Origin of the sequence: Bacteroides xylanisolvens (genome assembly GCF_018289135.1) — a bacterium.
Classification (GTDB): Bacteria; Bacteroidota; Bacteroidia; order Bacteroidales; family Bacteroidaceae; genus Bacteroides; species Bacteroides xylanisolvens.
This window is the reverse complement of the sequence record NZ_CP072216.1, coordinates 1,286,103-1,312,884: the sequence shown is the minus strand read 5'-3', so window position 1 is coordinate 1,312,884 and position 26,782 is coordinate 1,286,103. Positions and strand designations below refer to the sequence as shown.

At 38.4% G+C, this 26,782-nt stretch carries 21 protein-coding genes; 7 read left to right on the top strand and 14 right to left on the bottom strand.

What is annotated here, in order from left to right:
• Nucleotides 1–6 precede the first annotated feature (6 nt).
• The 10 genes from INE92_RS05485 to INE92_RS05440 form a co-directional block, all read right to left on the bottom strand.
• Nucleotides 7–2,544 (bottom strand): PL29 family lyase N-terminal domain-containing protein, encoded by a 2,538-nt coding sequence (locus INE92_RS05485; protein WP_032849505.1) that lies wholly within the window; start codon nucleotides 2,542–2,544, stop codon nucleotides 7–9.
• An 81-nt stretch (nucleotides 2,545–2,625) separates the two neighbouring features.
• Nucleotides 2,626–4,851: a hypothetical protein gene (locus INE92_RS05480; RefSeq protein ID WP_008775748.1), complete on the bottom strand. Its 2,226-nt coding sequence runs from the start codon at nucleotides 4,849–4,851 to the stop codon at nucleotides 2,626–2,628.
• 21 nt (nucleotides 4,852–4,872) lie between these two features.
• Nucleotides 4,873–5,928, bottom strand: coding sequence for an Omp28-related outer membrane protein (locus INE92_RS05475; protein WP_004313102.1), 1,056 nt, complete (start codon nucleotides 5,926–5,928; stop codon nucleotides 4,873–4,875).
• Between the two features lie 9 nt (nucleotides 5,929–5,937).
• Nucleotides 5,938–7,056, bottom strand: coding sequence for an Omp28-related outer membrane protein (locus INE92_RS05470; RefSeq protein WP_008640461.1), 1,119 nt, complete (start codon nucleotides 7,054–7,056; stop codon nucleotides 5,938–5,940).
• Between the two features lie 5 nt (nucleotides 7,057–7,061).
• Entirely contained in the window at nucleotides 7,062–8,159 is a 1,098-nt protein-coding gene (locus INE92_RS05465; protein ID WP_008775750.1) for an Omp28-related outer membrane protein, read from the bottom strand.
• Between the two features lie 35 nt (nucleotides 8,160–8,194).
• A complete protein-coding gene (locus tag INE92_RS05460) occupies nucleotides 8,195–9,799 on the bottom strand; it encodes a DUF6029 family protein (protein WP_149958469.1) in 1,605 nt (534 codons plus the stop codon).
• Between the two features lie 33 nt (nucleotides 9,800–9,832).
• On the bottom strand, nucleotides 9,833–10,321 hold the full coding sequence (locus INE92_RS05455; protein WP_008640464.1) for a TlpA family protein disulfide reductase: 489 nt from the start codon (nucleotides 10,319–10,321) through the stop codon (nucleotides 9,833–9,835).
• Between the two features lie 34 nt (nucleotides 10,322–10,355).
• A complete protein-coding gene (locus INE92_RS05450) occupies nucleotides 10,356–11,249 on the bottom strand; it encodes a Calx-beta domain-containing protein (RefSeq protein WP_212701980.1) in 894 nt (297 codons plus the stop codon).
• Nucleotides 11,250–11,286: 37 nt separating this feature from the next.
• Complete coding sequence (locus tag INE92_RS05445; RefSeq protein ID WP_229096942.1) at nucleotides 11,287–12,870, bottom strand: RagB/SusD family nutrient uptake outer membrane protein; 1,584 nt, start codon at nucleotides 12,868–12,870, stop codon at nucleotides 11,287–11,289.
• 20 nt (nucleotides 12,871–12,890) lie between these two features.
• A complete protein-coding gene (locus INE92_RS05440) occupies nucleotides 12,891–15,860 on the bottom strand; it encodes a SusC/RagA family TonB-linked outer membrane protein (RefSeq protein ID WP_149951759.1) in 2,970 nt (989 codons plus the stop codon).
• 936 nt (nucleotides 15,861–16,796) lie between these two features.
• On the opposite strand from INE92_RS05440, the gene INE92_RS05435 reads away from it, so the two are divergent.
• From INE92_RS05435 to INE92_RS05405, 7 genes are all read left to right on the top strand, one after another.
• Nucleotides 16,797–17,285: a hypothetical protein gene (locus tag INE92_RS05435; protein WP_149944646.1), complete on the top strand. Its 489-nt coding sequence runs from the start codon at nucleotides 16,797–16,799 to the stop codon at nucleotides 17,283–17,285.
• 84 nt (nucleotides 17,286–17,369) lie between these two features.
• Nucleotides 17,370–17,750, top strand: coding sequence for a hypothetical protein (locus tag INE92_RS05430; protein WP_149944647.1), 381 nt, complete (start codon nucleotides 17,370–17,372; stop codon nucleotides 17,748–17,750).
• A 165-nt stretch (nucleotides 17,751–17,915) separates the two neighbouring features.
• Nucleotides 17,916–19,073: a PDDEXK-like family protein gene (locus tag INE92_RS05425; RefSeq protein ID WP_015531187.1), complete on the top strand. Its 1,158-nt coding sequence runs from the start codon at nucleotides 17,916–17,918 to the stop codon at nucleotides 19,071–19,073.
• Nucleotides 19,074–19,094: 21 nt separating this feature from the next.
• Nucleotides 19,095–19,997: a helix-turn-helix transcriptional regulator gene (locus INE92_RS05420; protein ID WP_015531188.1), complete on the top strand. Its 903-nt coding sequence runs from the start codon at nucleotides 19,095–19,097 to the stop codon at nucleotides 19,995–19,997.
• A 68-nt stretch (nucleotides 19,998–20,065) separates the two neighbouring features.
• Complete coding sequence (locus INE92_RS05415; RefSeq protein WP_015531189.1) at nucleotides 20,066–21,190, top strand: hypothetical protein; 1,125 nt, start codon at nucleotides 20,066–20,068, stop codon at nucleotides 21,188–21,190.
• A 171-nt stretch (nucleotides 21,191–21,361) separates the two neighbouring features.
• Entirely contained in the window at nucleotides 21,362–21,460 is a 99-nt protein-coding gene (locus tag INE92_RS27235; protein ID WP_229096887.1) for a DUF4372 domain-containing protein, read from the top strand.
• A 182-nt stretch (nucleotides 21,461–21,642) separates the two neighbouring features.
• Entirely contained in the window at nucleotides 21,643–22,095 is a 453-nt protein-coding gene (locus tag INE92_RS05405) for a hypothetical protein (protein ID WP_015531191.1), read from the top strand.
• Nucleotides 22,096–22,142: 47 nt separating this feature from the next.
• Here the strand turns inward: INE92_RS05405 and INE92_RS05400 are convergent, their stop codons facing one another.
• The 4 genes from INE92_RS05400 to INE92_RS05385 all read right to left on the bottom strand — a co-directional run bounded on the left by INE92_RS05400 (nucleotide 22,143) and on the right by INE92_RS05385 (nucleotide 26,597).
• Nucleotides 22,143–22,547: an ASCH domain-containing protein gene (locus INE92_RS05400; RefSeq protein ID WP_015531192.1), complete on the bottom strand. Its 405-nt coding sequence runs from the start codon at nucleotides 22,545–22,547 to the stop codon at nucleotides 22,143–22,145.
• Nucleotides 22,525–23,580 carry a hypothetical protein gene (locus INE92_RS05395; RefSeq protein ID WP_015531193.1) on the bottom strand — a complete coding sequence of 352 codons (1,056 nt, stop codon included), beginning with the start codon at nucleotides 23,578–23,580 and terminating at the stop codon, nucleotides 22,525–22,527. The genes INE92_RS05400 and INE92_RS05395 overlap by 23 nt, the downstream gene beginning before the upstream one ends.
• 261 nt (nucleotides 23,581–23,841) lie before the next feature.
• Nucleotides 23,842–25,605 (bottom strand): response regulator transcription factor, encoded by a 1,764-nt coding sequence (locus tag INE92_RS05390; RefSeq protein ID WP_134993444.1) that lies wholly within the window; start codon nucleotides 25,603–25,605, stop codon nucleotides 23,842–23,844.
• A gap of 374 nt (nucleotides 25,606–25,979) precedes the next feature.
• A complete protein-coding gene (locus INE92_RS05385; RefSeq protein WP_004308227.1) occupies nucleotides 25,980–26,597 on the bottom strand; it encodes a DNA polymerase ligase N-terminal domain-containing protein in 618 nt (205 codons plus the stop codon).
• Nucleotides 26,598–26,782: the final 185 nt, after the last annotated feature.

The window sequence follows — 26,782 nt, the reverse complement described above, 5'->3', positions numbered from 1 at the left end:
TTAAAATTATTGCGTCGGAGCATCTACTACAGTTTTAGAAACCTCGTAAAAACGTCCTTCTTCATCTATCCAGGTAACATTGATATTAGTTGGCAATGTTCCATAAGTACTTCCCGAATAAGTTGTTGTTTGTTTTACACCATTTTGCATCACATACCTGATTTGTTCATCATACATACCAGTCAGGTAATCTGCTGGCCCTGCAAATACATAAAAGACTTTGCAGGCAGACTTCGGTTTCACAGTATAAGAAACGGTGTAGAATTTGTCTTTTTCTATCTTGTCAATTGTTACTTCCGGAACACTGGCATTCCACAAATCGGCGTCCCTTTCTTTTCGCACATAAGTCGGCTTTGCACTTGTATATTCCTTCTTTGTCACAGTCGAAGAAGGATTACCATCAGCATCAACTGCTATCATGAACAGTACATATTCTGAATTAAATGCAATATCCTCAATCACCAGTTGATGATTCTTCAGTTCAGCAGCAACAATTTCAGTAACATTACCATTCATAATTAATGCTTGCTTTACTGTTTCTTCATTTCCCCAATACGGATAGCTTTTGAAATCACTCAATTTCATGTGGACATAACGGAATTTCACCGGATTTCCGGTCGGGGTCAGTGTTAGTGTTGTAGACACGGTTCCTGCCTCTATTGCCACATCCACCGAAATAGAAGAATTATAGGATATTTCCTTGGAATCAGCTTGCACTTTGACTAATGACCCGAGTTGTCCTTTCTCATTCAATGCTACTGCAACCAAAAAGCCTTTTGTTCCCGGTTCTAAAGAAGCTCTTTCAAAGTTTTTTGCCTCTTTGGAAGAATCTCCGTTTGTAATAAGATAGGAAATAACCTCTTTGTCAGTGCTATAATTTGCCAAAGTCTGTTCTTTCATATAAGAATAATAGAACTTATAACAGTCAGTTCCCGGAGTAATGGTCGCACTAACACTTGAAACTGTAGCAACAATATTACCGATATTTATGGTTGCCGTTCCGTCATACGTTAACGCAGGAACGGGAATCTCCACCGCTACTAGTTCTTCTGTTTTATACCCCTTTTCTTCTTTATAAGGGATAGCCCAAAGTACGTATGTTGTTCCTGGTATTACTTTCGGAAGAAAATCCAACACTTTTCCCTCCAATGGCCCATTATAATCCGAATACTGTTTAGTTCCGCCACCATAAGCCAAATCGTCAATAACCCCTTCTGGTGAATAATTGGACTTATCTACAATCCCTGTGTAAAAAACGTCACAGCCCTTTCTAATTGCAGAAACCGTTGCACCTTCAAAAGTAATATCCGAAACCTTCAGTTCTACAGTTGCAGCAGTCTTAATCACGCTGGCAATCACATCATCAGGCAAATATGCACTACCAGCCTCAGATGAAGGTACTGCCCAAATCATATACGTCTTTCCAGCTTCGGGATCCTTACCTATCAGTTCAGCCAACGGCATTTTATCAAGAGCCTCTGTCTTCATATACATACGGGCAGTATATCCGTTTACTAATTCTGCTACAGCCTCTGCACTATATTCATTGATTTCCAATACTCCCAAATAATACATTTCTATGCCATTCATCAAAGTAGTAGAAACTGTCTGCCCCACAGTAGATATAACTATAGGAGCATCCCCTATGATTACGGGAATCTCTGCGATAATACTCTGTCCGTTGGATGCAACAGCCATTATAGCTACTTTGCCACTCGTCTCTGCATACTGATTTTCTGCCACAGGAGCAGTAATAGTCAGCCCTTTTCCTGTCAGGGAAGCTTGCCAACCATCAGGTTTTGTTACGGTATACTTCGAAATTCCACTCATTTCAACTGAAATCAATTTCTCCTCACCGTTCGTAAAGTATTGCTTTCCGGACAATATATCACATTTCAGTTCCTTAGATTTCGACAACTTTAATATTGTGCCATCTTTCAGAGTAAAATACGCATAATCATCATCCTGACTAACTCCACTAAAAAGAGAGGTATCTCCCGTTCCTTCTCCGGACGCGTAAACACCGGTAAGTTCCCAAGTCTTGCCACCGTCCGTAGAAATCTCCCACTCTTTCGTATTCGTATTAATGCGAATTTTAGGAGCGGCAGCCGTTACAGGCATCATTTTTCCTTCTCCATCTTTCAAGAATGTCTTTTTACCGTCTGTACTAGTTATTCCCCAATAATAGATACCATCCTCTTCGTTCTTTATCACGGTTATTTGCGGAGCATCCTCCCCATTTTCACCATTACGAATAGTTACTTCTGTCTTATCTGAAAACTTAATTGTATAACTTCCGTCTTCATTCTCCAATACAGAAGCGATTGATTTATTTTGAGATAAAGCATCTGTCAGTGTCTTCAATGTGGAAATATCCGTCTGTACACTTTGTAACGAAGCTTCCAACTTATCCATGCGGTCTTCCAGACCGGAAATTGAGTTTTTTAAATCATCGTCATTATAACATGACGACAACATTACCACACATACTGCCAGGAAACATACATATTTCCCCATACTACATAAAAAATATTTTCTTCTCATATCCATGATAATTTAGATGATTAGAGAAAACCGCACGACAGACTTTCACGCTATCGTGCGGAATAATTGCGCCAATACTATTTATTTGGCGTGAGGATGTTTACCCAGTTTTTTCAAATCAAGATAAATAGTACTTCCGCTCATCATCGCACCAGGAGCACTCTTATCTACTTTCTCCTTAATAATCGTATTTGCAGGAATCTGTCTATCTTTCTTTATAACTTGTGGTTTTGTTGTTCCTATCATACCCTTTACTGATTTCGGAGCATCCGGGAACAATACAGAAGGATCAGTAATGATACCTTTATCTTTATCATAGAATACAGTATAAAGATCACCAATAACTTCATTGCCATCACTATCTGCCCCAATTGGTACACATAAAGCAACTAAACGTTTGGCTTCACTTGTCTTATCGTATGATTGAGTCGTTGAATTTACTGTTGTCAAGCCATAATCCAAACAATGTTCCTTCCATACATCCATACACTCCTGATAGGTATAATCACCACTTGCAGAATACGTATCTTCAAGAATTGTATGATAAACTTTAGCCACATCCTTTATAATGGAAAACTGGACAGTGAAATTATTCATTTCACTCATATATGCACGTAATTCCATAGTTGGATTCGGACCTGCCACAATTGCTTCAGTAGTAGCTTTTACAATCTTCACATCCGTCAACACACCATTCCAGTCTTCAGCCATATATGCGAACGTATATTCAGTAGCCGGGTCCAATCCTGTCCAAGTAAAGCTTTCCACTCCTCCTGTTGCATCAGCAGGCCATACATTAGAGTCTTCAGACAGTAAATAATTGATTAATTCCGCTTTATTAGCATCTTCCAGTAAATCCGGTGTCATAATATACTGATGATAGAATACAGCCGTTTTCTGATTATAAGAATAATTCAGTTTCAGACTTGTACGTCCCGGATCAGTGATCGTTATATCAATATCAGCTTCAGATGCATCCGGAGTATCAGTAATACGCGCTTTGGTAGAAAATGAAGCATGCTTTACTTCTTTGGATAACTGCCCATACTCATTACGCCCAATGTAAGCCACGACATAAGGAGCATCAGGAAGCAAATCAAATTGGAATTCTGTACCTTTATAGGAACCTTTTTGAGCGAAATTCGTATTTTTCACACCCCATCCCTCCTGGTCTAAAGTTCGTGCCAAAGTGGTCATGGTTGCTTCATCTGCATTTTCATAAGGAGCCCAGTCAGAAGCTTTAAATATACGATAAAACATGGCAACGCAATTGTCTTTCATTTCCACATTCAAATCAACCATGGAAGCACCAATCCTACTAATTTGTAGATTACATTCCGGCAATTCTGCATTCGGGTCTATTTCTTTCAAATGAAAGTCCTGACGGACATATTCACCCGGAGTCTTGTTCTCATCCAGCCCGATGCTGGTAGCGGTTATCATTCTTTTCGCATCTGCTGTATAACCAAAATCCACCGTATAATACAATTCCTCTTGAGGAACCTGTGCATCTTCCGCTTTTTGAATCCAGTGTCTCATAAAGTCTATATACATCGACTTTCCATACGTATTTATAAATGCATCAATAGGTTCTGAATCTCCACAGAACTGATAGAAATACTTACTGTCCGTATTGGGGAGATATTGTATACCAACTGCATGATAACTTGTAGTAACATCAATATCCACACGAGGAGTGCCTATCACACTCTGAACCGGCGTCTTCAAATAACAAATTTTCATGTCTGCAGGCGTCTGTCCGCCCTCATCATTGCAGCCTACCGTTATAATCAAATATTCCGCTCCCGGCACTATTTCTGATTGGGAATATTTAGAATTTACCCAGTCAAATTCAGTATTCGGGTAACTGTCTCCCAATGTTTGCCTATTGAATGTATAAGCACCCGCCCCCTCAGAATTATAGATAGCCTCCATTATCAAATCTTCCACCTCTTCCTCTGTTGCTTGTACTCCTGTCCCTACACTTTCGAATAAGTAATTGTACATACGACATAAAGGATATACATCCAACCGATAAGATTGGACTTTAGAACCCGGAGTACACTCAAATACAAAATTATGTTCAGTGTTACTGGTAACTTTTATACCTACTCCACGTTCGCCACCGTCCACTTCATTCTCAACCCATCTTATTGGTGTCGGATTTGGAGGAAGCGGAACATCCGGATTCACTGGTACATCAGGTTCTACACCCGGTTCATCACTATCCGAACACGAAAGGACCATAGGACTTATCACAAAGATAAATCCCAACATGAGTAATAAACTAAATAAATTCTTCTTCATAATTAAAAGTGATAAATGTGATTAATCATTTACATATTCATAATCGGCATCGCCATCAATAGCCTTGCAGACAGCCAAATTATTTACATATCCGTTTTCATCGGTAACCAATGCATAAAAAGAAAGATTCTCCGCATTCCATCCTTCTTCCATTATAACAGTATAACTTATGCTTTTCTCTTTACCGGCTGCTATATGTCCCAATTTATCGCCATCAACGGTAGCAGACAGTAATTTACGTACCACATGGTTATGTGTGTAATCACGATAAACTCCCCCGTCATTTTGTTGATATTTCAATCCGTTTTCTACCGCATATAAAATCAAACGATATTCAGCGCCTTTTTCCGATTTAACGCTTACCGTCACATCAGCCTGTCCGTTATATTGTGACTGGATGGCCACTCCGCAAGACGCGGGATACTCTTCCAAAGACTTATTAAATACAGCTCGCATGACACTATAATTTTCAGACAATCCCATTGCCTCACGCATATCGACCACACATGAAGGATAACCGGAGATAGCAAACTTTCTGGAAAGGATCGAAGACTGTTCGATTGTCATCGGATCGGCACTTGTCCCATCGACATGGAATGACATCAGATAAACAATTCCCTCATAACTCGAACTTATCAGATAGTTCAGGCGTGTCATTCCTGCCGGACACATAGCACACCAAGTTCCGGTAAACTCCATTGCACAAATGCGTCTTACAAACTTAGAAGGTGTACCCGGTGCGGCACTCGCAACAACCGTTACCAATTTGGATACATAGTTGCCATAAGATGCCTCAAAAGCGTAGGTTCCGGCTTTAGAAGTAGAAAAGGTATTTCCATCCAAAGTTTGTCCGTCCATCACGGAACGGATGATTGCATCAGCAGTTACATCTATTCCCGCATGCATTACCGTAAAGGTTATAATATCCTTTCCGTCCGCAGTCAACGTATTTTTATCGACACTCAAAATCACTTCCGTCTGCTCCGAATCATCGGAATTGCCTGAACAAGAAATCCAGCATATTCCCACACAGCACATACAGACCAGCAATATTATTTTATAGACATTTATACACATAACTCTTCTTTATTCGTTATACAAGTAATCTGCTGATTCTCCAAGTTTACACTCATTTACATTGTTACACGTATAAGTCTTTCCTCCATCCAAAGTTGTCAGCATCGACACTATCACACGCATATTATCCACATTCCATCCCGGTTCCAACTGATAAGATCGTTGCATGGTAGATTCCACTCCCGCATTTACTTCCCCATTAAAACGGTCGCCGTTCAATGATGTGGACACCACTGCGCGCACCACATTATTATGCGTATAATCATTCGCGCCATTCGTTTGAAAGTATTTGATTCCATCCTCTACCAGATAAATCAAACAACGATAAGTGTTTGTTACGTTGGAAGTTAATTTGCCAGTAATCTTCACTGTACGGTCAGAAGCATTATACACAGACTCAACAGCTACCCCACAAGAAGCCGGATAGTTACTTAATTCTTTCTGAAGCTCTTCTTCAATCTGGCTCTTGATACTGATCATTTCTTTAGTACCCTTACGCAGATTGTAAAAGAAACGGGGCAGTCCCGAGAAATTACCGAGAATATTAGTCCGGTAATTATTGGTAGCTGCTGTACTCATGGGATCCGTCATTCCTCCGAAATCCATGTGGAAAGAAGCGATAGCCAATCGCCCCGGTTGTTCAGTCTGAATTGCTTTCAATGTAGTGCTAAGCGCCGGACAGGCCTGGCACCCGACAGAAGTAAACTGCATCCCCAGTAATTTATGATAATAGCTGGTTCCTCCTGATACGGGAGCAACCTGAACGGTCACTTCATTTTCACTGACCATTGCTTTTCCTTCATAATAGCGGGCTTTAAAGACATACGTACCCGGCACTGAAGTGCTGAAAGCACGAACACCATAATCCAGGTTTTCCTCTCCCGATTCCTTTACCAAAATCAGGTTCATTGTGCTTTCTTCACTTACATCTTTTGTACCCAGTTTGACCGTGAAGGTCACTTTTTCTACTCCATCTGCCTGTATAGCCGTCTTATCAGCTGTAATACGCAAAATGCCGTCATCCGTCCCTCCATTCTCCGTTTCGTCCGAATTGCCGGAACAGGATGACAGCATTGCTAAACAAAGGATCATTACAATTGGTAGAATTGTCGAGTATATTTTTTTCATAAGCCTCAATCATTATAGAGATAGTCTATGCTACCATTGATAGAACATTCGGTTATATTATCCACCATATATGCGTCATCCACTTTACGCAATGCATAAACCACTACACGCGATGTGGCAGGATTCAGGTTCTTTGCATTAGAAATGCTGAAAGTTGCGGCAGTGTGCTCCTCGTTTGCCTTCACAGTAAACCGTCCGTCGGTTGACATCGACAGGTAATTGTTGGAAATAGCTCTTACTGTATAATCGTACGAGGTCTCATTTCCTCCGGATGCCGTCAAACCATCAGTCACCAAGACATAAACAAGGTCATATTCTCCTCCCAAGCTCGACTTCAGTGCGGCATCCACCGTAATCTCACCCATAGAAGAATTATAAGATGTATTTACCTTAATTCCGCAGGTTGCCGGATATTGTCGGATTTGACTTTGTAAAGTCTGTTTGATAGCACTCACGTTCCTGTCTATCGACATGACTTTCAAATCATAGATACAGGTAGGAAAACCGGACGCTCCAAAACGGCCCATGATTGTGCTTGTCTGTGACAAATGGAACGGGTCAGTGGCGGAACTGCTGGAAGAATGAAAAGCCATTTTTACCATACGTCCCGGCATCAGTTCTTCCACTTTCTTTAATGCCGAAGTCATGGCTGGACAATAGGTACACCAAGTTCCCGTCATTTTGAAGACACCTACTTTACGATAGAAAAGTTCATAATTCTTACGATTCTGTGCGGTTACGGAAACTTCATCCGACTCCCAGTCCAGGTAATATGCCTTAAACTTATGTGTCCCGTTCTCTACTGCCGAGAACGTATTGGTCCGTCTCTCCAAATAATCACCGGTAGTTACATCTTCAAAATATACATTCTTCATATATTCGGAAGTCGTCAGTACTTTTCCATTGGCATCAGTCACCGTAAAAGTCGCCATATCTGTTCCATTGGCTTCAATCTTGGCTTTATCCACAGTCAAAGTAATAGGTCCTGTCACTTCGCCGTTATCCGGCTCTTCACCATTGTCGTCAGAATTGCCGCTGCACGCTGTAAAACATCCGCACAAGCATATCAGACTTGACATAAAAAACATTGTAAATTTTCTCATATTCTATATTCTAATTAATAAATGTTTCGATGAACTCAAAATGAAGTAGTTATAGTCAGGTTAGCACCTGTATATTTAGGAATCGTCCGGCAAACTCCACCAGAGCAGACGTACCCTTCCTTGTTACGACCATAACTCAAGGCTATACGCGTACGTGATTTGGCATAACTGGCTCCCACATTGTAATAATGGATTTTATCCTTGCCGTGATTATACATATCACTTCCGTAAATGCTCCATGCCGGAGCAAAATTTATCTCCAACAGAGCTGCCATCCAGTCCTTCTGATCTTCTTTTGTAGTTAGATATTGCAACTCCATGCGAGTTGAAAAAGAAGGCGTGAACTTATATTGTAAATCTGCTACAAAAATATTCGACAGATTAGTCGTTTTATTCGCTCCGTACGAAGGGCTATATTCTTGCATGGAATAAAGCAAGTTCATTTTGAATGACTTTGTCCATTGCTTTTCCACATCAACACTAAAGTCACGAAATGCCAAGTTACCTATCTGGGCTGTTCCTTCTTTTTCTAAAGCATAATAGGTAGAAAAGTTAGCATGTAATTTCAAACCGCGTTTACCTCCAATGACTGTTCCTCTTTTGAAATGATAAAAGATATCCAATTGTCCGCCCATCTCACCGCTAACTGCATTTGTCACATCTCCTATTTGTGGAGTATGAGGATGCAAGTTGGTCAACATATAGGTATATTGCGTACTCATAGCCGGGACATAATTCAACAGATTCGAAGTCGAACCATTACCGGCAATAATCTCACTATTCATCCATTCCAAACGGCGCCCAGTCAGATTTACCCCCAACCCATTGCCGCTATATCCCAGCTCCAGCAATTGCGCATTGGCACGTTTCCTTGCATAAAGTTTGTCATCATGGATGAAATTATAATATTTATTGCCACCGTCCACATATTCACCTTTCGCTGTAAATCCGGAGCGTTCAAAATTTACCCGTCCCGAGAAGCCATTCGAATAAGGTTTTCCCCCTTCTTCTTCGAGGTCGATATTGATTTTCTCATACCGGTTCAATGCCCCTCCTTCGATACTCAAGGATGTATTTTGCCAACCAAGCATTTCAGATAAGGAGAAACTTACATCTACGCCACGTACTTGTGTATCGGAAAAGTCCATACCAAAACGTGGAGTTCCCCAAATGGCCTTCAACCTTACAATATTCTTGTAATTGTAGGTAAAACGTGCTCCCATCACCGCATTATTCAAACCAAGCATACGGTCCTCCCAACTACGGAATAGCAGTCCACTCCCAAACTGCTCATAAAATGTACCCGCTGTTACGGAAAAATCCTTGTCGGCCCAAGATACGTAATAGTTGGTTAGTTTTGCTTTCTCCAATTCTGTCGGGTATCCCACCAGTACCGGTTCATAGGCTTCCAACTGTACACCTACGGCAAACTTACCTTGATAGTAATCCAGTTTCAGATAATTGTTCGAACCGAAATGATCTTCCGGAGATTCTGCTTTTGTCTTACTATCATCCTTGTAGTAAATCGTATTCGTTTCAAAGCTCCCTGTCAGATAACCTTTTTTGTTATCTTGCTGCGCATAGGTTAGAGTAGACGCTAACGCTACTAAAGCCAACACCTGAATTCTTATTCTAGTCATGTCATTGCGTTTATCTATGAATAATAACAGTTTCTATTTCTGTAGTTTTTTTATCGCTTTCAGTAGTTCCAGCTCACTTCCCGGCGCATACCCGGTGTGTGAATAGACAATCTTCCCATCTGCATCCACTACATATACCTGTGGAGTCAGGCTCACATTCATAGCTCGCATGAATTCCTGATTTTTATCATACAACATGATAAAATCATCCCATCCATGTCCCTCTGCCAATGCACGCGCTTTAGCAGTAGAACGGCTGTCATCTGTCGAAACAGCTACAACACGGAATTTGGCTTCTTCCAACCAATCGGGCAATTGTTCATTTATAGCGTCCAATTCACGAATACAAGGTTTACAGGTTGTTGCCCAAAAAGAAATAATCATAGGTGTTTTGTGATTAACCAGGGAGGAGGTATTTACCTGTGCTCCTTTCGCATTTTCAACCTTGACTGATGGTATTTGTGCCATGGTACAAGTTAGAAAAGCGAACAACAACGTAATGCAGACAATTAATGCTCTCATAAGTTCTTTTATTTGTTATGTTAATAATCTTGTTTTATCTGATGTGTTCCATCTTACAGCCAAATAGCCTGAATTTCTGTATTTGTATCAAGCCGTCCTTATACATATCGCCTATCAAATTGGCATTCTCGAAAGTGACAGTTTTAGTTTCAACATCATATTCTCCGCGATATACGTCAGAAGTACTTCCGTCCAAAGCCAGTCTCCTGAAACGAATAGTATACGGGCCATAAGAAGCGACATCTTCACCCGGCACAATGGACAGGTAGGTTTTCTGCGCCTCCGAATCATATTCATAATGCAACCGCCAACTAAATTCCCATTCAATATCATTATCCGGATCAAATCCATTCTTATTCGAGCAGACCAGATAGTGTTCGTATGCCTCCGTGCCTTCTTCCGCTGTATTTACTCTAACGGAGAATCCCACTGGCACATTGGAAACATTGGTGGCAGAGGCCGTTCCGGTAAATACCCAAGTTCTTGAAAGCGTTTCATAAAAACTGGAATCATTGTCTTTGATAGTCACCGTCAGTCGCTTGTTCTCACCAATAGACGCCCCTTTCACATCGGCAATTTCAACATCAAAAGAACGGTCGTCATTAACAAGCTTGTCATCAACGGTCTTAAACTCAAAATTCATTGTTTCCTGCCCGGCAGGAATAAGTAACGTTTTGGTTGTGACAATATAGTTTTCATCCTCTTTGGCATTATGATCTTTTAATTCGAACGTCACACGGATAGTTCCGGTATGTTCGCCCGTCACAACAACAGGCACAGTACACAAACCGGCAGATTCTTTCACCGTCATTGCAGTTTCCTGCAAGTTTACCGTAGCCGCTCCGGAATTAAACTGTTCCTCATCGTCCGAACAGGCGGCGATCAGAACGGCACATAGAAGAAGGGTGTATATTTTCAGATAGTTCATTTTACTCAAGTGTTTGATAATTTACGTTATTCATTGATTAATATCCCGGATTTTGCTGACCTGCCAATTGAGGGTTGGCATCCATTTCTGTTTTAGGAATAGGCCAAAGCATCCGCTGGTCATCCATAGGTTTATCCAGTCCGTCAGTACTTGCTTGTCCCGGGAAAAGCACCAGTCCTTTGCTTTGCGGTTTTCCACGCTTCACACCTTTCCCCCAACGTTTCAGGTCCATCAACCGGTATCCTTCACCTACAAGCTCACGTTCCCGTTCGTTCATGATTTCATTTAATAAAGCTTCTTGATCGTAGGTTGCATCAGTCCATCCCTTGATTCGCGCTTTTTTTAATGCATTCAAAGCGTCATTACCCTTTTTCACTGCAGCTGCCGTTCCAATCTTTGCATTAGCTTCAGTGGCAATCAGATACATTTCAGCAATTCGGAATGGTTTCGGCTGATTCAAATAGCGTGTTTCGCTTCCTAATGCATTGTAATATTCATTGCCCGGATATTTATTAAAGAAATAGATGTCTGCCGCATTACCTGACGATACGGTTAAGTGATATTTTCCGAAATAAGTCTTTAGCCGGATATCTTTTTCATTGTATAAGTCAATCAGTGTTTGTGTAGGAATATAATCCTTCTTTGTAGTCGGATAACCGATAAAAATAGTCCCCAGAGGTACACCGGCATCGTCGGCACTAGTCATGGCAATCTGCCAGATGGTTTCCGTTCCCTTGTCATTCTTCCATACACTTTCAAAATCTGTTGCTGTGTTCGATAATGGATATCTGTTCGAATTAACCAGGTCACCTGCATATTTGGCTGCATTTTCATAGTCGTCCATTTGCAGGGCAACACGCGCTTTCAAGGCAGTCACTACATCTACCGTGATATAATTCCCACAATTCTTGGGAGCCGTGTTGACTGTCACGTATGCACCATTAATATACCTGTCATAATCAGCAATGCCATTTTTTGCAGTCTCTATACGTTCTTCGGCTTCTTCGAGGTCCTCCAATATCTGTTTGTAAGTATCTTCCAATGAAGATCGTCCCGGATATTGGGTAGCAGAAAGTTTAGGCTCATATTTTACCTGAAGCGGCAGTCCCGGAGTACTTGCTGCGGTAGCTACATCGTAATCGCGGCAAAATAAAGTAGCTAGATAAAAGTAGCAGTATGCTCTTGTAAAATACGCTTCCCCCTCATACACATTGATCTGTTGTCTCTGGGTTTCAGTCAATTCGATTTCCGGATTCTCATCGATCTTACCGACCCCGTCAATAAAGAAGTTGACACGTCCGATAGCGGCATAGTAGTTCGACCAGATTGTTTCTACGGTAGAGTTGGTGCTCTCGAAAGTCCAACGGTGCAACTCACCATATTTATTAGAGAAATCCGCCACTGCATTAAAGGCATCTGCCTGAACTTCCGGAGCTAATACATAGCTTCCTCCTGTCAGTCCTAAATATACGGAATAGATACCGGCACGTGCTTCTTCAAAACCGACTATGGTCGTTAACGCTTCTTCTGTAGGAACAGCATCGTATGGCATTTTATCCATATCACAAGAAGTCACCCCAAGTGTCAGTATAGTCAATGCTATCATAGATATTTTCTTCATATTCACCATTCTTTATGTTTTTAGAAAGTTAGTTCGACTCCGAAAGAATATTGTTTCGTATTGGGATAGTTACCCAATTGGATATTACTGTCTACTTCCGGGTCATATCCTTTATATTTAGTCACTGTGAGTAAATTACGTCCTACAAAGTAGATTCTGGCGTTACTGATTACTCCTGTTTTCTGAATCAGTTTGGCCGGAAGGGTGTACCCGACAGTCAGGTTTTTCATACGCATAAATGAAGCATTTTCCAGTAAATGCGTATCAAACTGCATCGGGGAGTCGGGAGTGGCAATTCTGGTTATATCTCCCGGCTTCTGCCACATGGTAAGCATTTCTACAGTTTGATTGTCCGAACCTGCAAAAGTGGGATTCTCTGTAAAAAAGCGCTCATTATTCAACATATACTGGCCTAGCATAAAAGAGAAGTCGGCACTAACAGAAATCCCTTTCCATCCGAACTGGGTGCCAAAGCCACCGGACCATGGTGCATAGCGTTGTTTGCCGACAAAAACTGCATCTTCTTCGGAGTAACTCTTAGTCAGATTTCCATTTTTGTCGTACCACATATTATATCCGTCACGCGGATCGACTCCTGCCCATTTCACATAGTAATATTCTCCCCAAGGTTTGCCGACCTTCATTTTTAAACCAGTATCGGGTAAGGTATATTCATCCAATCCGTTAAACAGTTTAGTTATTTCATTCTTATTATAATTCAGGTTTCCGGAGACACTCCATGAGAAATCTCTCGTTTTCAGAATATCCACTCCCAGAGTAATATCGAAACCACGATTACGCATACTTGCTACATTTTCCACACTACTACCATGTCCGGTAGTGTATGACAATGGATAACCCATCAACATATCGTCCGTCTGACGGTTATAAAATTCCAGTTCTACAGAAAAGCGGTCAAACACTCTTGTACTGATGCCTACATTCAGTGTTTTCATGCTTTCCCATGTCAGGTTATCATTTCCGACGGTAGAAGGAGCAATACCCGGTTGTCCGTTATACAGCAAACCGGAGCCGACCAATGCCAACGCATTATAGGCGCTGATACCGGAATTACCAGTTGTTCCATAGCTCACTTTCAACTGTAAACTGTTCAACCATGAAACGTTCTGCAGGAAATTCTCTTTTTTCATATCCCACATGGCTCCCAAAGAATAAAAGTTTGCCCACTGGTTGTTTTTGGCAAACAGAGAAGAACCGTCCCGCCGTGCTGCCAAATCGACATAATAGCGATCAGCGAAACTATAACTGATTGTGCCGAAATAAGAATTGAAAACCTTGTCATACATCGAATGTATCGGCACTTCTGACTCTGCTCCAGCTGCCATCAGCATCATTCGTGAATCTACCATTTTTTTAGAAGTTGCCGAGAAATTCTCATTCTTTGTGATAATGGACTCCTGACCGGCCAACACGGTAAAAAGATGCTTGTCTGACAGACTGAACTTATATTCCGCCGTATTGGTGAAAGTAAATGAATAATAACGTTCGAAAGATTCGGACGCCACCCCTGCCCCTTCAAAGGGGCCTTCCGGATAGGCTTTATGGGAGTTACGATAATCAAAGGCATCTACTGCCTGCGAGGTACGTATATTCAATCCTTTTATTGGGTTTATATTAAAGAAGGTATTGCCATTGATACGTACCGTACTCCGGTCATTCGGTTGAAGTTCTGCCAAGTAATACGGATTATAATATCCCATATCGTCAAAATAGTCCAATCGTTTTCCATAGCCTGCAAAGTTGCCTTCTTCGTCTGTCAATATCTCGTTTATTGTTTGGTCAGGACGATAAATACGGGCAGCATACGCTTTATTATAAACGCTATTAGCTTCCGTTCCGAAAGTTGTCGTGTTATATTTCTGATAGGAAAGGTTCACGTTAATCCCGGCTTTCAGCCAGTCGGTCACCTTTACTTCCACATTACTGCGCAAAGTCTCACGGCGCAATGAGGAATCATCCATAATCCCCTCTGTATCATAATGTCCAAATGAAATATAATAGTTGATACCTTCGGAACCACCGACCACATTTACATCATATTGTTGTGTAGGAGCTGCATCTCCGAAGAAGACATCCGCCCAATCTGTAGATATACCATTATCTATATAGAACTTTTTCCGTTTTTGAAATGTAGTATCGTATGCTTTTCCCGGGTCCAGCATTTCCTGCAGGTTAAGCCATTGTTCGGTATTCATCATCTCTATGTTATCCCCAGTCATTCTCGACCAGCCATATTGCGCATTGATACTAACACGGGCTTTCTGTCCCATTTTTCCTTTCTTGCTAGTCATTATTACTACCCCGTTAGCAGCACGAGAACCATATATAGCTGTTGAGGAAGCATCTTTCAATACGGTCATGCTTTCGATGTCGTTCGGATTTAATGCTGTAAATGCTCCGGATGATATAGGTGAACCGTCGAGAATAAAGAGAGGTTCTGTATTTGAATTGATCGAGCTGACTCCACGCAATCGCATTACAACACTTCCACTTGGTTCTCCACTGGGAGTAAATACTTGTAAACCGGCAACTTGTCCTTGTAATGCATCTCCGGCATTAGCAACCGGTCTATTGGCTATCTTGCTATTATTTACCGTTGTTACCGAACCGACTACTGACCCTAGTTTCTTTGCTGATCCGTAACCTACCACAACAACTTCATCCATCAGTTGTGTATCAGACTTTAAGATAACTCTAACAGTCGGCTGAACAGAAACCGACTCCGTTTTCATACCGATATAAGAGATTTGCAATATTTTTGCTGAATTTGGCACATTCAATAATGTGAAATGCCCGTCTATGTCTGTTATTGTACCTAAGTTAGTGCCTTTTACAACAATTGAAGCCCCTACAACAGGTTGTTTGTCATCATCGGAAATAACTATCCCCGTGACTTTCTGCGTTTGAGCTGTTATCAGCCCGATACCTATAAAAAGGTATCCAAATAGCAGCGCTAATTTTTTCTTCATAAATCTCTTTTTAAATTATTAAATAGCCCTAAAACATTTAAACTCACTTTTTACACTTAGATAAGTTCTATCAGAACTTAATTATAATCCATTGTTTTTGTAGTGTTTTTACATCAAATATGTAATTCTGGAAAGAAATGTTGCTTGATTTTACTTTTTCAATCAATTTAGATGACTATTCCATAAAAAAAATATGTCTTTTCGTTGTTTTTTGCAAAAAGAATATATACTTTTGTTCCATTATATAATACCAAACCGGAACTGTTAATAAATACAATCCGAAAAAGAGATATAATTTGTATTTTAAGAACTATATATTTATTTTAATAAGAATAGAATATAAAAAAGCACTAAGTTCTGATAGAACTTAGTGCTTTTTCGTTTTATGGAGCTACTATTAGCCATTTTACTTGGATTTCCTTCCTATTCTACTTTTCAGTTACATTATAATTATATTTTAAATCTCCCTCAAACATAAAATAAAATCAGAAATATAAAAGAGGCTCATTTAAACTATGTTAAATAGACTTCATCTAAAATTTCTTCATATATGACACTCTGTATATTTCTTTATATAGATAAAAACAAGTAAATATACAACAGTACTATTTATTTACATCAAAAACAAACAAGTTATTTTATGATTTCAAAATTTCGAGAGATTTATTCTAGCTTTATCTCTTGATTTTAAGGAGCACCTCGTTGCATTAAAACCAACGAGGTGTTTCTCGGTGTGCAACGGGTCGTTCCTTTAAAAGGAACGACCCGTTGGTTTAAAACCAAAACCCACTTATGTAACTATCTGAAAAGCAAATCATTACAAAAGCGTTCTCCCGGCCTTTCTTTTTAAGTAAAATTTTCAACAAAAGAAAACGGATACCAATATCAAACACGGTACTCCACTGATAAATATTTTACAAATCAAATCTAAAAACAATGGTTACAGTTACTTTTCAGATCAAGCCCTATCTAGCGGCTTACATGTACATGCGCTACAAAAATCACCTCGACGTACCTCCAGACCGCTCTTCTTCCTCACTTTCCGCGATCCATCTTCTCGACACCCAGCCCATCTACCACTTTCTCCACCAGCTATCCATTCCCCACCCTCCCAACGCCTCATGGCACGAAACCGGAAATATTACCTTCACCCTCCCCCATCCCAGAAACGGCAAAAATCCAAATGTATATAATTATATAGGTCATAACAGTGCACTTATCATTGAAAAAGCAATGGAAGTAGAAATGAGGGCCGAACTTTATGAATTTCTACTGGAAAATAAATACTGCCACGGCATCATGTTCAAAAAATCAATGGAAACTTTTGTCGAACATTATAATATGGTAGGGTTAGTGGAAGAAGAAAGTTTGATGAGGGCATTTCAGAGGTGGAGAAAGATGGTGAAGGAGGAGAAAAATAGGTGATTCTTTTATAGGGTGTCACATAAAATGAGACACCCTGCTTTTACTTTTGCACCAAACTTCATTAATAATCAAAACAAAAGTAGTATGGCAATAAAAAAAGTATCAAATGAGTTTATGGCTAAGGTCCTTAACGATGTAGCTTGGAAAGCCTTGTCTAACACAAGTAATAAAATCCTTTTTCATGAGGAATGTATTGAGCATTTTAAAAATTATTGGGATTGGTCAGAACTTTCAAGTAATACTGATCTAAAGTTGAACTATTATCTTATTGACAAGTTTATCGATTTATGGGATTGGAGTGAAATAATCAATCGATATTATGATGATGCGTCACTCTATACTATCGACTTTCTTGAAAAATATGTTGATAGAATACCCACCAACAACTTGCAAAATTCATATTTATGGTATTCCATCGTAAAAAGACGGATGAAAGAATTGGCTTTTGAGATTGTTTCACAATAATTATTCACTACGTGAACAAAGAGGAAAAATTGTCTTGCTAAAGCTACCAGTAGCTATAAACGTTGAAAATATTTCAACGTTATATAAATATCAATTAAATCAAAATTATAATATAGAAAACGAGGCAATCTTTTCGTATTTTTGTATTAACAAAATAGTTTAAATATGGAATTGAATGATCTTTTAATGGAAATAAGCAAGATTTGCCTTATTGAGCAAGAGCGAATGAAGCATAAGCAGCGAAAAGGCGATTGTTTTAACGTTTTCAACACTCTTGGATTACGGTCTAACGAAGTTAGATTGCATTCCGCATTCCTTGCAGAATTGTTAAATCCTGACGGAAATCATGGCCTAAAAGATGCTATGCTTAAAGAATTTCTTGCAGCCATTGGCTTAAAACGAGATTATATATCTAATTGCAATACCAATATAGTCGAACGATATATTGGTGAGCGGACAGAAACTACTGGTGGACGGATCGATATAATCTTGGAAGATGGTGAATATGCTATTATCATTGAGAATAAAATATATGCTATTGATCAATACCATCAATTACTGCGATACAATAACTATGGTAAACAACGTTTTCCGAAAGGCTTTAAGTTGATTTATCTTACACTTGATGGTCATGAGGCAAGCAAAGATTCATTAGGAGACAATGAGATTGACTATCACTGTATCTCGTACAAAGGACATATCCTAAATTGGTTATCAAAGTGTGTGATGTTAGCATACGACAAACCTCTGGTACGAGAGACAATTTCCCAATATATTACACTTATTAAACAAATCACAGGACAAGATATGAATAAAGATAGTAGTGATAAAATCGTAGATTTAGCCATCAATAATATGGAAGCAGTAGTTGCCTTGATGGATAACAGAGCTGAAATAAGTAGCAAATTAAGAACAGAATTCATTTTTAAACCGTTAAAAGAATTCGCAGTTAAAATGGGGATGGAATTTAAGCTCATCAAAGAAGGAGACGAAAGTCCGGCTCTAAAATTCAAAATGCCCCAATGGTCCCATTACATAGTCATTACAAGAGATGATGGAAGAGATTCGGATTGGAAGAACCTTTATATCGGTATTTCACAAAGTTCACTGCTGGGGGCTAAAGAATTACCAATACGGCAATTATCATGTTTTTCAGAATGTAGTAATACGTACTGGCCTTATGGATGGGAATGGATTCTATACACCGATTGGCATTCCACCAGTAGCTACTTACCAATACGCATAGGAGAGGTCTCAAATTGGATTATCTCCAAAATCAGACAAATCATAGAAGAGATAGAAGATAAAGGTTTGCCTATGTAACAATCCGAGAAACTACAATTTATGTCACTCATACAAAAATATATTTGGGTCATAGAAACCATTTACCGGACCCGTCAAATCTCATTAAAAGAACTCAGTGAGAAATGGATGGACACGGAAATGAGTGGCGGCTCATCTATATCGCGCCAAACATTCGACCGCTGGAAAACAGGTATTTTAGATATATTTGGGATAATTATCGATTGTAATCTGAAAGCGGGTTACAAATACTTCATATATAATCCTGAAGTGTTAAGAGAAGGCGAACTAAACAAATGGTTGCTCGATTCATTCTCCACTATCAATACCCTATCACAAAGTATTACACTAAAAAATAGAATTCTCGTAGAAGAAATCCCCTCAAGTAAAGATTTCTTAAAAGACATAATCGGGGCCATGCGAGATAATAAGATAATAGAGCTGACTTACAAAGGCTTCCAGCGGCATCATGCCTGCACCTTTCCTATCGAGCCTTATTGTTTGAAGATGTTCCAGAAACGATGGTATATATTGACCCATAGTATCAATGATGATGAAATACGACTGTACGCTATGGACAGAATAGAGAGCGCCAGTGTGACCGATACATGCTTCACTTTGCCAAAGGACTTTGATGCTAAATCCTATTTCGCTTCTTTCTTTGGAATTGTGCTTGATAAGGATATTAAGGAAGAAAAAATCGTGTTACGTGCTGACAGATATCATCAACATTATCTTCGCACACTTCCACTTCACCCTTCACAACGGGAAATATACACTTCTGATGAATATGCAGATTTCGAATTGCATCTTCGACCGACATACGACTTCTGTATGGAGTTACTAAAAGTTGGCGCAATGATTGAAGTATTAGAACCCCAATCACTTCGTCATCAACTTCATGGCTGTATTAAGGATATGTGGAAAATATATGAAAACGATTAATGAAAGTCATTTAAGTGTTGATAGTTAGTACCAAAGATTGCATTTTAATTCTTATAAAATAAATAATAATGAAAGTATACACTCACTTCTATCTAATGGATGAGAACACTGCTATAGGTTTTCGATGGAGGACATTGTTACAATATGGTAATTCATGGGAGGTTATCGGATCAGTGGTAATGAAAAATCCAGGTGGTGCCAAATTTAAATCCCCCACCCACCAAGCAATTGACGATGCCGAAACGTTAAGACAACTCCGGCACTTTGACGAAAGTAAAGACAAGTGGTATGAATTTGGTAGTGATACCACAATTGACTGTGTAGGCGATCTCTTTGCTTTCTACTATGATCTGCCAAGCCGTGAAGATTTGAACGGTGTGATACAAATTTTTAATCTCTTCTATATCAAAGAAGCAGATTTAAGTAAGGCTTTGGTATATTCAGAAGCAACCAGCAATACATTTCGTTTTGCAGATGAAGAAAATGTGACCAATTACGACATAGAGCACCTTGTTCCTCCAGTCTACCTTGGCTTTGGAAATTTGGCTTGGCATAAAAGATATAACCAAAAGGCTGAACAGTTTTTCAATGCCGCTATTAATAAGTGTGGAATGAAATATCTTGACCCTATATTCCAACACAATAATTTTACGCATCCACTTTATCTCATGCGTTATGCAAAGAATAAACCCAAGTATATAAGGTATCGGATGAAGTTCAAACAGAATACGTTGATACCAACAGGCGTGGAAAATGCTATCTCTGATGCAAGATCAACCTTAAGCAAACATATACCTAATATGGAAAGAGCTAAAAGGCAAGAGCAGAGACAAAAGATCGCAGATGAAGTTTTCAACCATTTGAAAAATCAAAAAGGGTATCAGGTGGTAGCAATAAAAGGTAAGAACGGTATTTCACTGTGTAATGGTGCTGTACGGCTTGTTATTAATAGTAACAAAAATGAAGCCGTACATCTATTTGTTAACTGTGGGACCAAAGGCATGAGTAAAGAAAGCATGAAATCTTTTTTCAACAAAATGGAAAATTCGTTTGGATTCCAGCGAGCATATGATATACAAAAATACGAAAATAGAATGCATCTTTCATTTGCAAAATTGACAAGCCAAAATCCACTTGAGAAGATAGAACAAATAGTATCATTTGTAGAAACATCGTTATCTAATGAAAAATAAATATCTTTTTCTCGATTTTGACGGTATACTCAATTCTAATAAAAATTATCGAACATTGCAGATGTTGGGTATACCTACACGAGATGAATATGGTACTATCTTTGATCCCCAATATGTAGAATGTTTGCGTGACATTATAGATATATTTGCTGGAACCTGTTATTTGCAAAAATGTTCGGTCAACTCAATAATCGTGAAAGTCTCCGTTACTTGATTTTAGCTTTGGAAACACATCAAAGAAAGCGTTATCATTTTGGGGTTGGGGCGTGAACTCATAGCCAAAACTACGCTTGTATCTGCCAATCAAAATCGAGATTAATCATGAGCCGAATGCATACATATAGAGCGTATGACTCATGCAAGGAACTTTATTGGATTAATCTTACAGGATCTTTCCTTGTCGTTAGAACGAAGTCAGACCTGAAGTGCAAGTCTGTAAATGAAAACGTAGAATGTCGGAAAATATCCCTTCTAATGTCATAAATAGATATTTCTCTAAAGAAACTGACATTTCTAATGACATAAGAAGAGCATTATTAACAATAGGGGTTAATGGAAAATATGAGTACTATGAATATTGGTGGTCTTTTTGGTACGTTAGCAATGCAAATAAGAGATGTTTAATTGATAAATTTAGGGAGCTTGAATATTATATTTATAGCGATTGTAAACTATACTTCAAAGAATTGGTATTAAAACTAATAGATAATTCTCTAAGAGATATTATTGAAAATTTTGTTCCACCCCATAATATGCCAAATTGGAAAATACAACTGATAAAAGACCCAGCGTTACTTGATAAAAACACTTCTCATTATATAGCAATTCCTGAAGATAACTCATACTGCTACTTATTAAAAAGTAAACGTCCAAGGGATATTGATGGGAGTATTAAAATAAAATAACAGAATAGGCAAACCAGGATTATCTAAAAAGACAATCCTGGTTAAATTTAGTAGTTCGAAAATAGGAGAGCAGACTCATTTGGATCAATATACTTAAACGATTGGGGAGCAGCAAAAGCCTTAAATAATTCGAATGGATTAATTGGTTCTTCATAAAGACGTGGAGAACTGATTTTCAAGGCATACCCATGTGTACGACCTTCAAAGTATTGGTCAAAAAAATCCTTAGTGATACCTGAATCCTTATGAGTCTGGTCCCATAGTGTACTAGGGGTATCATTTAGAATATTCTCTACTGTAAATTCCCCAACAATCATCCCAACAGGCTTTGTTGAATAGACCACTACTTTATCTACACTCCTTGTGAAAATAACTTTTCTATATTCATATTTTTTCTTTCCTGTAAAAATTTCCTGTACAAATTCAGGTTTAATCGATAATAAGACTTTCATTTATTTTTCCTCTTGATATTATATTCTTAAATTGTTCATCATTTATTTGCATAAATCCCCAATAGTCACCAGCCGAAAGGCCGACCTGTTCAATAAGTTCACCACGGGTAACTCTTCTATCAAATGCAATATTATAAGTCATTTTTATAAGAGTCATCCCATATTCTGTATACCATTTCCGTAGCTCATTTTCATTAAATATACTATAAGCGTTTGCATATTTGATAAATTCCTCTGTAGATTTAAAATCAGAAGCCTTTTTTATTTCTTCTACAATACAGATAGAAGACACAACACTACGATAATATGCAGCCCCTTTTTCGTCTTTCATTCGATAGATTAAAAGAATATCTCCTCTTGACAATTGATCAATATTCCTCATTTTACACAAATAAATCTTATGTATGCTATTTGTGTAAGCAATGTCTCGCACAAGAAAAGATTTATCACGTTCCTCATTATCTAAAATTGAATCAGGAAAGAGCGGAGTATGATATTCAGGTTTTATTGATAGAATAAACTTTCGTACTTTTGAAGTATGAATATAAGGATAATCATACAACAAATCTCCTGAATATACTTTCATAGACTTTACAAATACAAACTCCGGTTCATCCTCATGACCTTTAGTTCCATATACAAGGAATCCATATCTCTTTAACAACCTTATAAGCCCTTCATGTTTCCTGTATATCGTCACATATATTTCATCCGCATCAATATGAAGAGCAGCTACCACTATTTTTTTTACAAATTGTTCTCCCAACTTAGTATTATGAGCTTCTATTTTAAAAGTTCCAACTTTTAGTCTATTAGCTGCAGGCATTGGCGGACATACATCTGTTATATCTTCTAATTCCTGTTTTAAATATAGAAAAGCTTGCAACATCCCTTCATTATTCTTTTGAATAAAAGCCTTTGCATTATCTTTCTTTTTCTTATTATACCACTTAGAAAATTCGGGATAATCTTCCTTTAAAGAATTAAAAAAGGGATCAGATAAACTGATATTGCAAAAACTTTGTTGCTCCATAGCTTTTCTTTATTACTTATACGTTTGTTCTATTATTCTTGTTATGCGATACAAATTAACGAAAAAACTTCTAGAAGTAAAAGGAGAAGATAATAAATCTTCTAAATGAATAACATCCAAAATCTAGAATACCTTTAAAATATTTGATAAAAAAGACTTTATCTGTTTTAGAGGTGATAGTGAAGCAAGATGATAGAAAATGAACATAGTACATATTTTAGTTTATATCATTTAAACTGAAAATATGTACTATATATTCTTTTACCCTATAATACTTTTAATGTAATCCGTAGGACATACATGATAGAAGTCTTTGAACTTCTTTCCAAAATATTTAGCATCACAATATCCCAGCATTCCTGCAATTTCCGAAACAGTGTACTGTTGGGAGGCTAGCAGTTTAAGTGCCCTGTCCATTTTGAACGAATAGATATAATTTTCCGGAGGATTCCCGGTTATCTCTCGTATCCTGCTATAAAAAGCAGTACGGCTCATTCCTATATCAATACTTAATTTATCTATTGTATATTTATCAGTAGAGAGGTTCTTTTCCAGGATTTTATTGACTTTATCCATAAATATCTGATCCGTATTTTCTGTTTCCATTTCTTCTTTGGTGGGGACCATTGGAAAAACAGCATCTGACAAAAACAATTTGACCCGTTCACGCAAAACCATGCGGTTTTCTACAAGCATACGTATGTTTGCCCTTAGCCTGCAAATGCTTTCTGTTCGTAATTCCAGACGATCCGCCCCACTTCCTAAATGGGACAAATAACTTTCGTTATCAAAGGCCCTTATCAAAAGGACAACCGGTATATACCCTATCATTTTATCTGTTTTGATCCGGAAACTAAGTGCATCTCCATTTGTTCCGTTTACATTATCGTCAATAATGATAGCATCAGGATTTTGGCGGACTACTGTATCCTTCAGCAAATCAGGATCTTTCAAAACTGAAATCTGAAAATACCGCGATAAAGCTTTCCTTAAATAATTCCTGAATGCCCCGTCCGCCATTACCAATAAGATATGGGATGTATCTTTTGTTTTAGCATTCGGGGTATCATCTTTATCACTTTCAGAAGATTTTTTAGCCTTATTCTTCGTATTTGTTGAAGAATGTTTGATAACCGAACATTCCTGATTCCGGCAATGACAATCTGTTGGAATGACAATTTGGAAAGCAAATGATTTGCCATGTCTATATCCGTTTATTTTTCCACCATGCAGGCGAATGATTTTTCTTACAGTCCACAAATCACTATACCCATATATAGGAAATATGACCGGAATAAAAGGAAACATTTTCCCTACTCTTTTGTCTGCTATCTCACAATTAGTAATCTGCAACTGCCAGGAATCTGTTGTATGTGTTATATTGATTGATATGCAACAACCTAAATCGGAACCCAAAATTAGTTTGCTTATAAGATGCTGAAGCGCTGCCGTCATAATGTTTTCATTGATTCTGCAACTGACGCAATCCGAACATTCGCTGACAGTCAGTTGTATACGGCGCGAATCAGCATAAGGTCGACATTGATTGACAATAGAAGTAATATAAGAAGAGAGTTCCAAATTTGCCGTTGATGTCTTAGGAAGTATTTTTTTGTTTACCTTATTGAGGGTTACAATATTCTGATTGCAATATATGATGTATTCGGTATATCCCAATGCCTCTTCTACTTGTTGGGAAAGCGATTCGGGAAGATTACCGGTTTTAAGTTCTTCCAATTGATTTCGTAACAATATCAACGGGGTATACGTAGTATGGAGCATGTTCATAGCTATCTTAAGTTTTTCATGTGACAACAACTGAACATTATACTCTACCGCAAGATACGCAAACAAAACAATAAATAGCCCAATGCCGAAACTCTCTACAGGAACTGCATAACCAAGCAATGACAAATCAGGCAAAATTACGCCAATAGCTTGTTTACTGTTTACTAAATTGGCTCCACTATCTATAGAAAGTAAAGCGCGAAAGTTTAATAATAAACTCAGGTAACAATCATTCATACTTATATAGGATTTGATTAATACTTACATTTTCAGCAAAACACGTTTGATGACCTTTTAACGTGTCTAAATCCGGCACAAGTATAAACTTTTCAACATCCACATATGAGGTGGATTCTAACAAAAACAATGGGTATTTTCTATCAAAAGTGGTAACAATATCGTTTGTTACCGAAATCTCAAGGGATAGATTCTAAAATCATCATTTCATTTGGTAAAACATAGTAATTGTAAAATATTTTATCACAAAACAATACAACCACACGAACATATAGTTCCACTTAATCATTAAAATAATGAAATAAGTAGAATTATCAAGCCGCGTATATAATTTGAAAATAATAGACTTCTGATAAGTACTGTCAGATCATAGTTTACAGGAATACCTCATCATAAGACGGAATAATCTTTGCATCGTAAACGTGAGTGGCCGCAAATACATCGTCTTTCTTTATCAACAACCAGTCTTTATCCTGATCATCCATATTGGTATGTATAAGGACAAATAGCCCTTTGAGTTTATGCCCGTGTAACTTGAATTCAAGTATTCCATTTTTAATAGCAGCGGAAATGTTACGATTATTACCAACGTAAGCATAGGTTCCACTATCCCATATTTCCACCGTACCTGCTCCATAGTTACCTTCCGGTATAACTCCTTCAAAGTGCGCATAACTCAAGGGGTGGTCTTCTACTTCTATGGCCAACCTCTTATCTTTTGGATTCATGGAAGGTCCTTTAGGCACCACCCAACTTTTTAATACTCCATCCACTTCCAAACGAAAATCGAAATGAAAATGACTGGCATCATGCTTCTGAACAACAAAAACAGGCATTCGATTGGGAGTTTCCACCGTATCCGCCATCGGTTCCGGTGTTTTACCGAATTGCCTTTTTGCCCGGTACTCTTTGAGGTTAATCATAGAGGCTTCAACCGCCTGCTTTTCTACCATTTTGATGTTTTTTCCTTCATCGGGAGAATTCTTTGCCATAATCTGTATTTTTTAGGTGAATAAAAAAACGAATGATTCAATGTGACAACAATCAGTATATCTGTTTGTTTGTCGAAATTCATCTATTTTAATGGCTTTAGAACTGCATTTAAGTTTGCTAACTTATTTTTAGTCTTCTCCCTTTCTTACTGCCTGCATAGTGGGTACAAAAATCCCTTTCAATC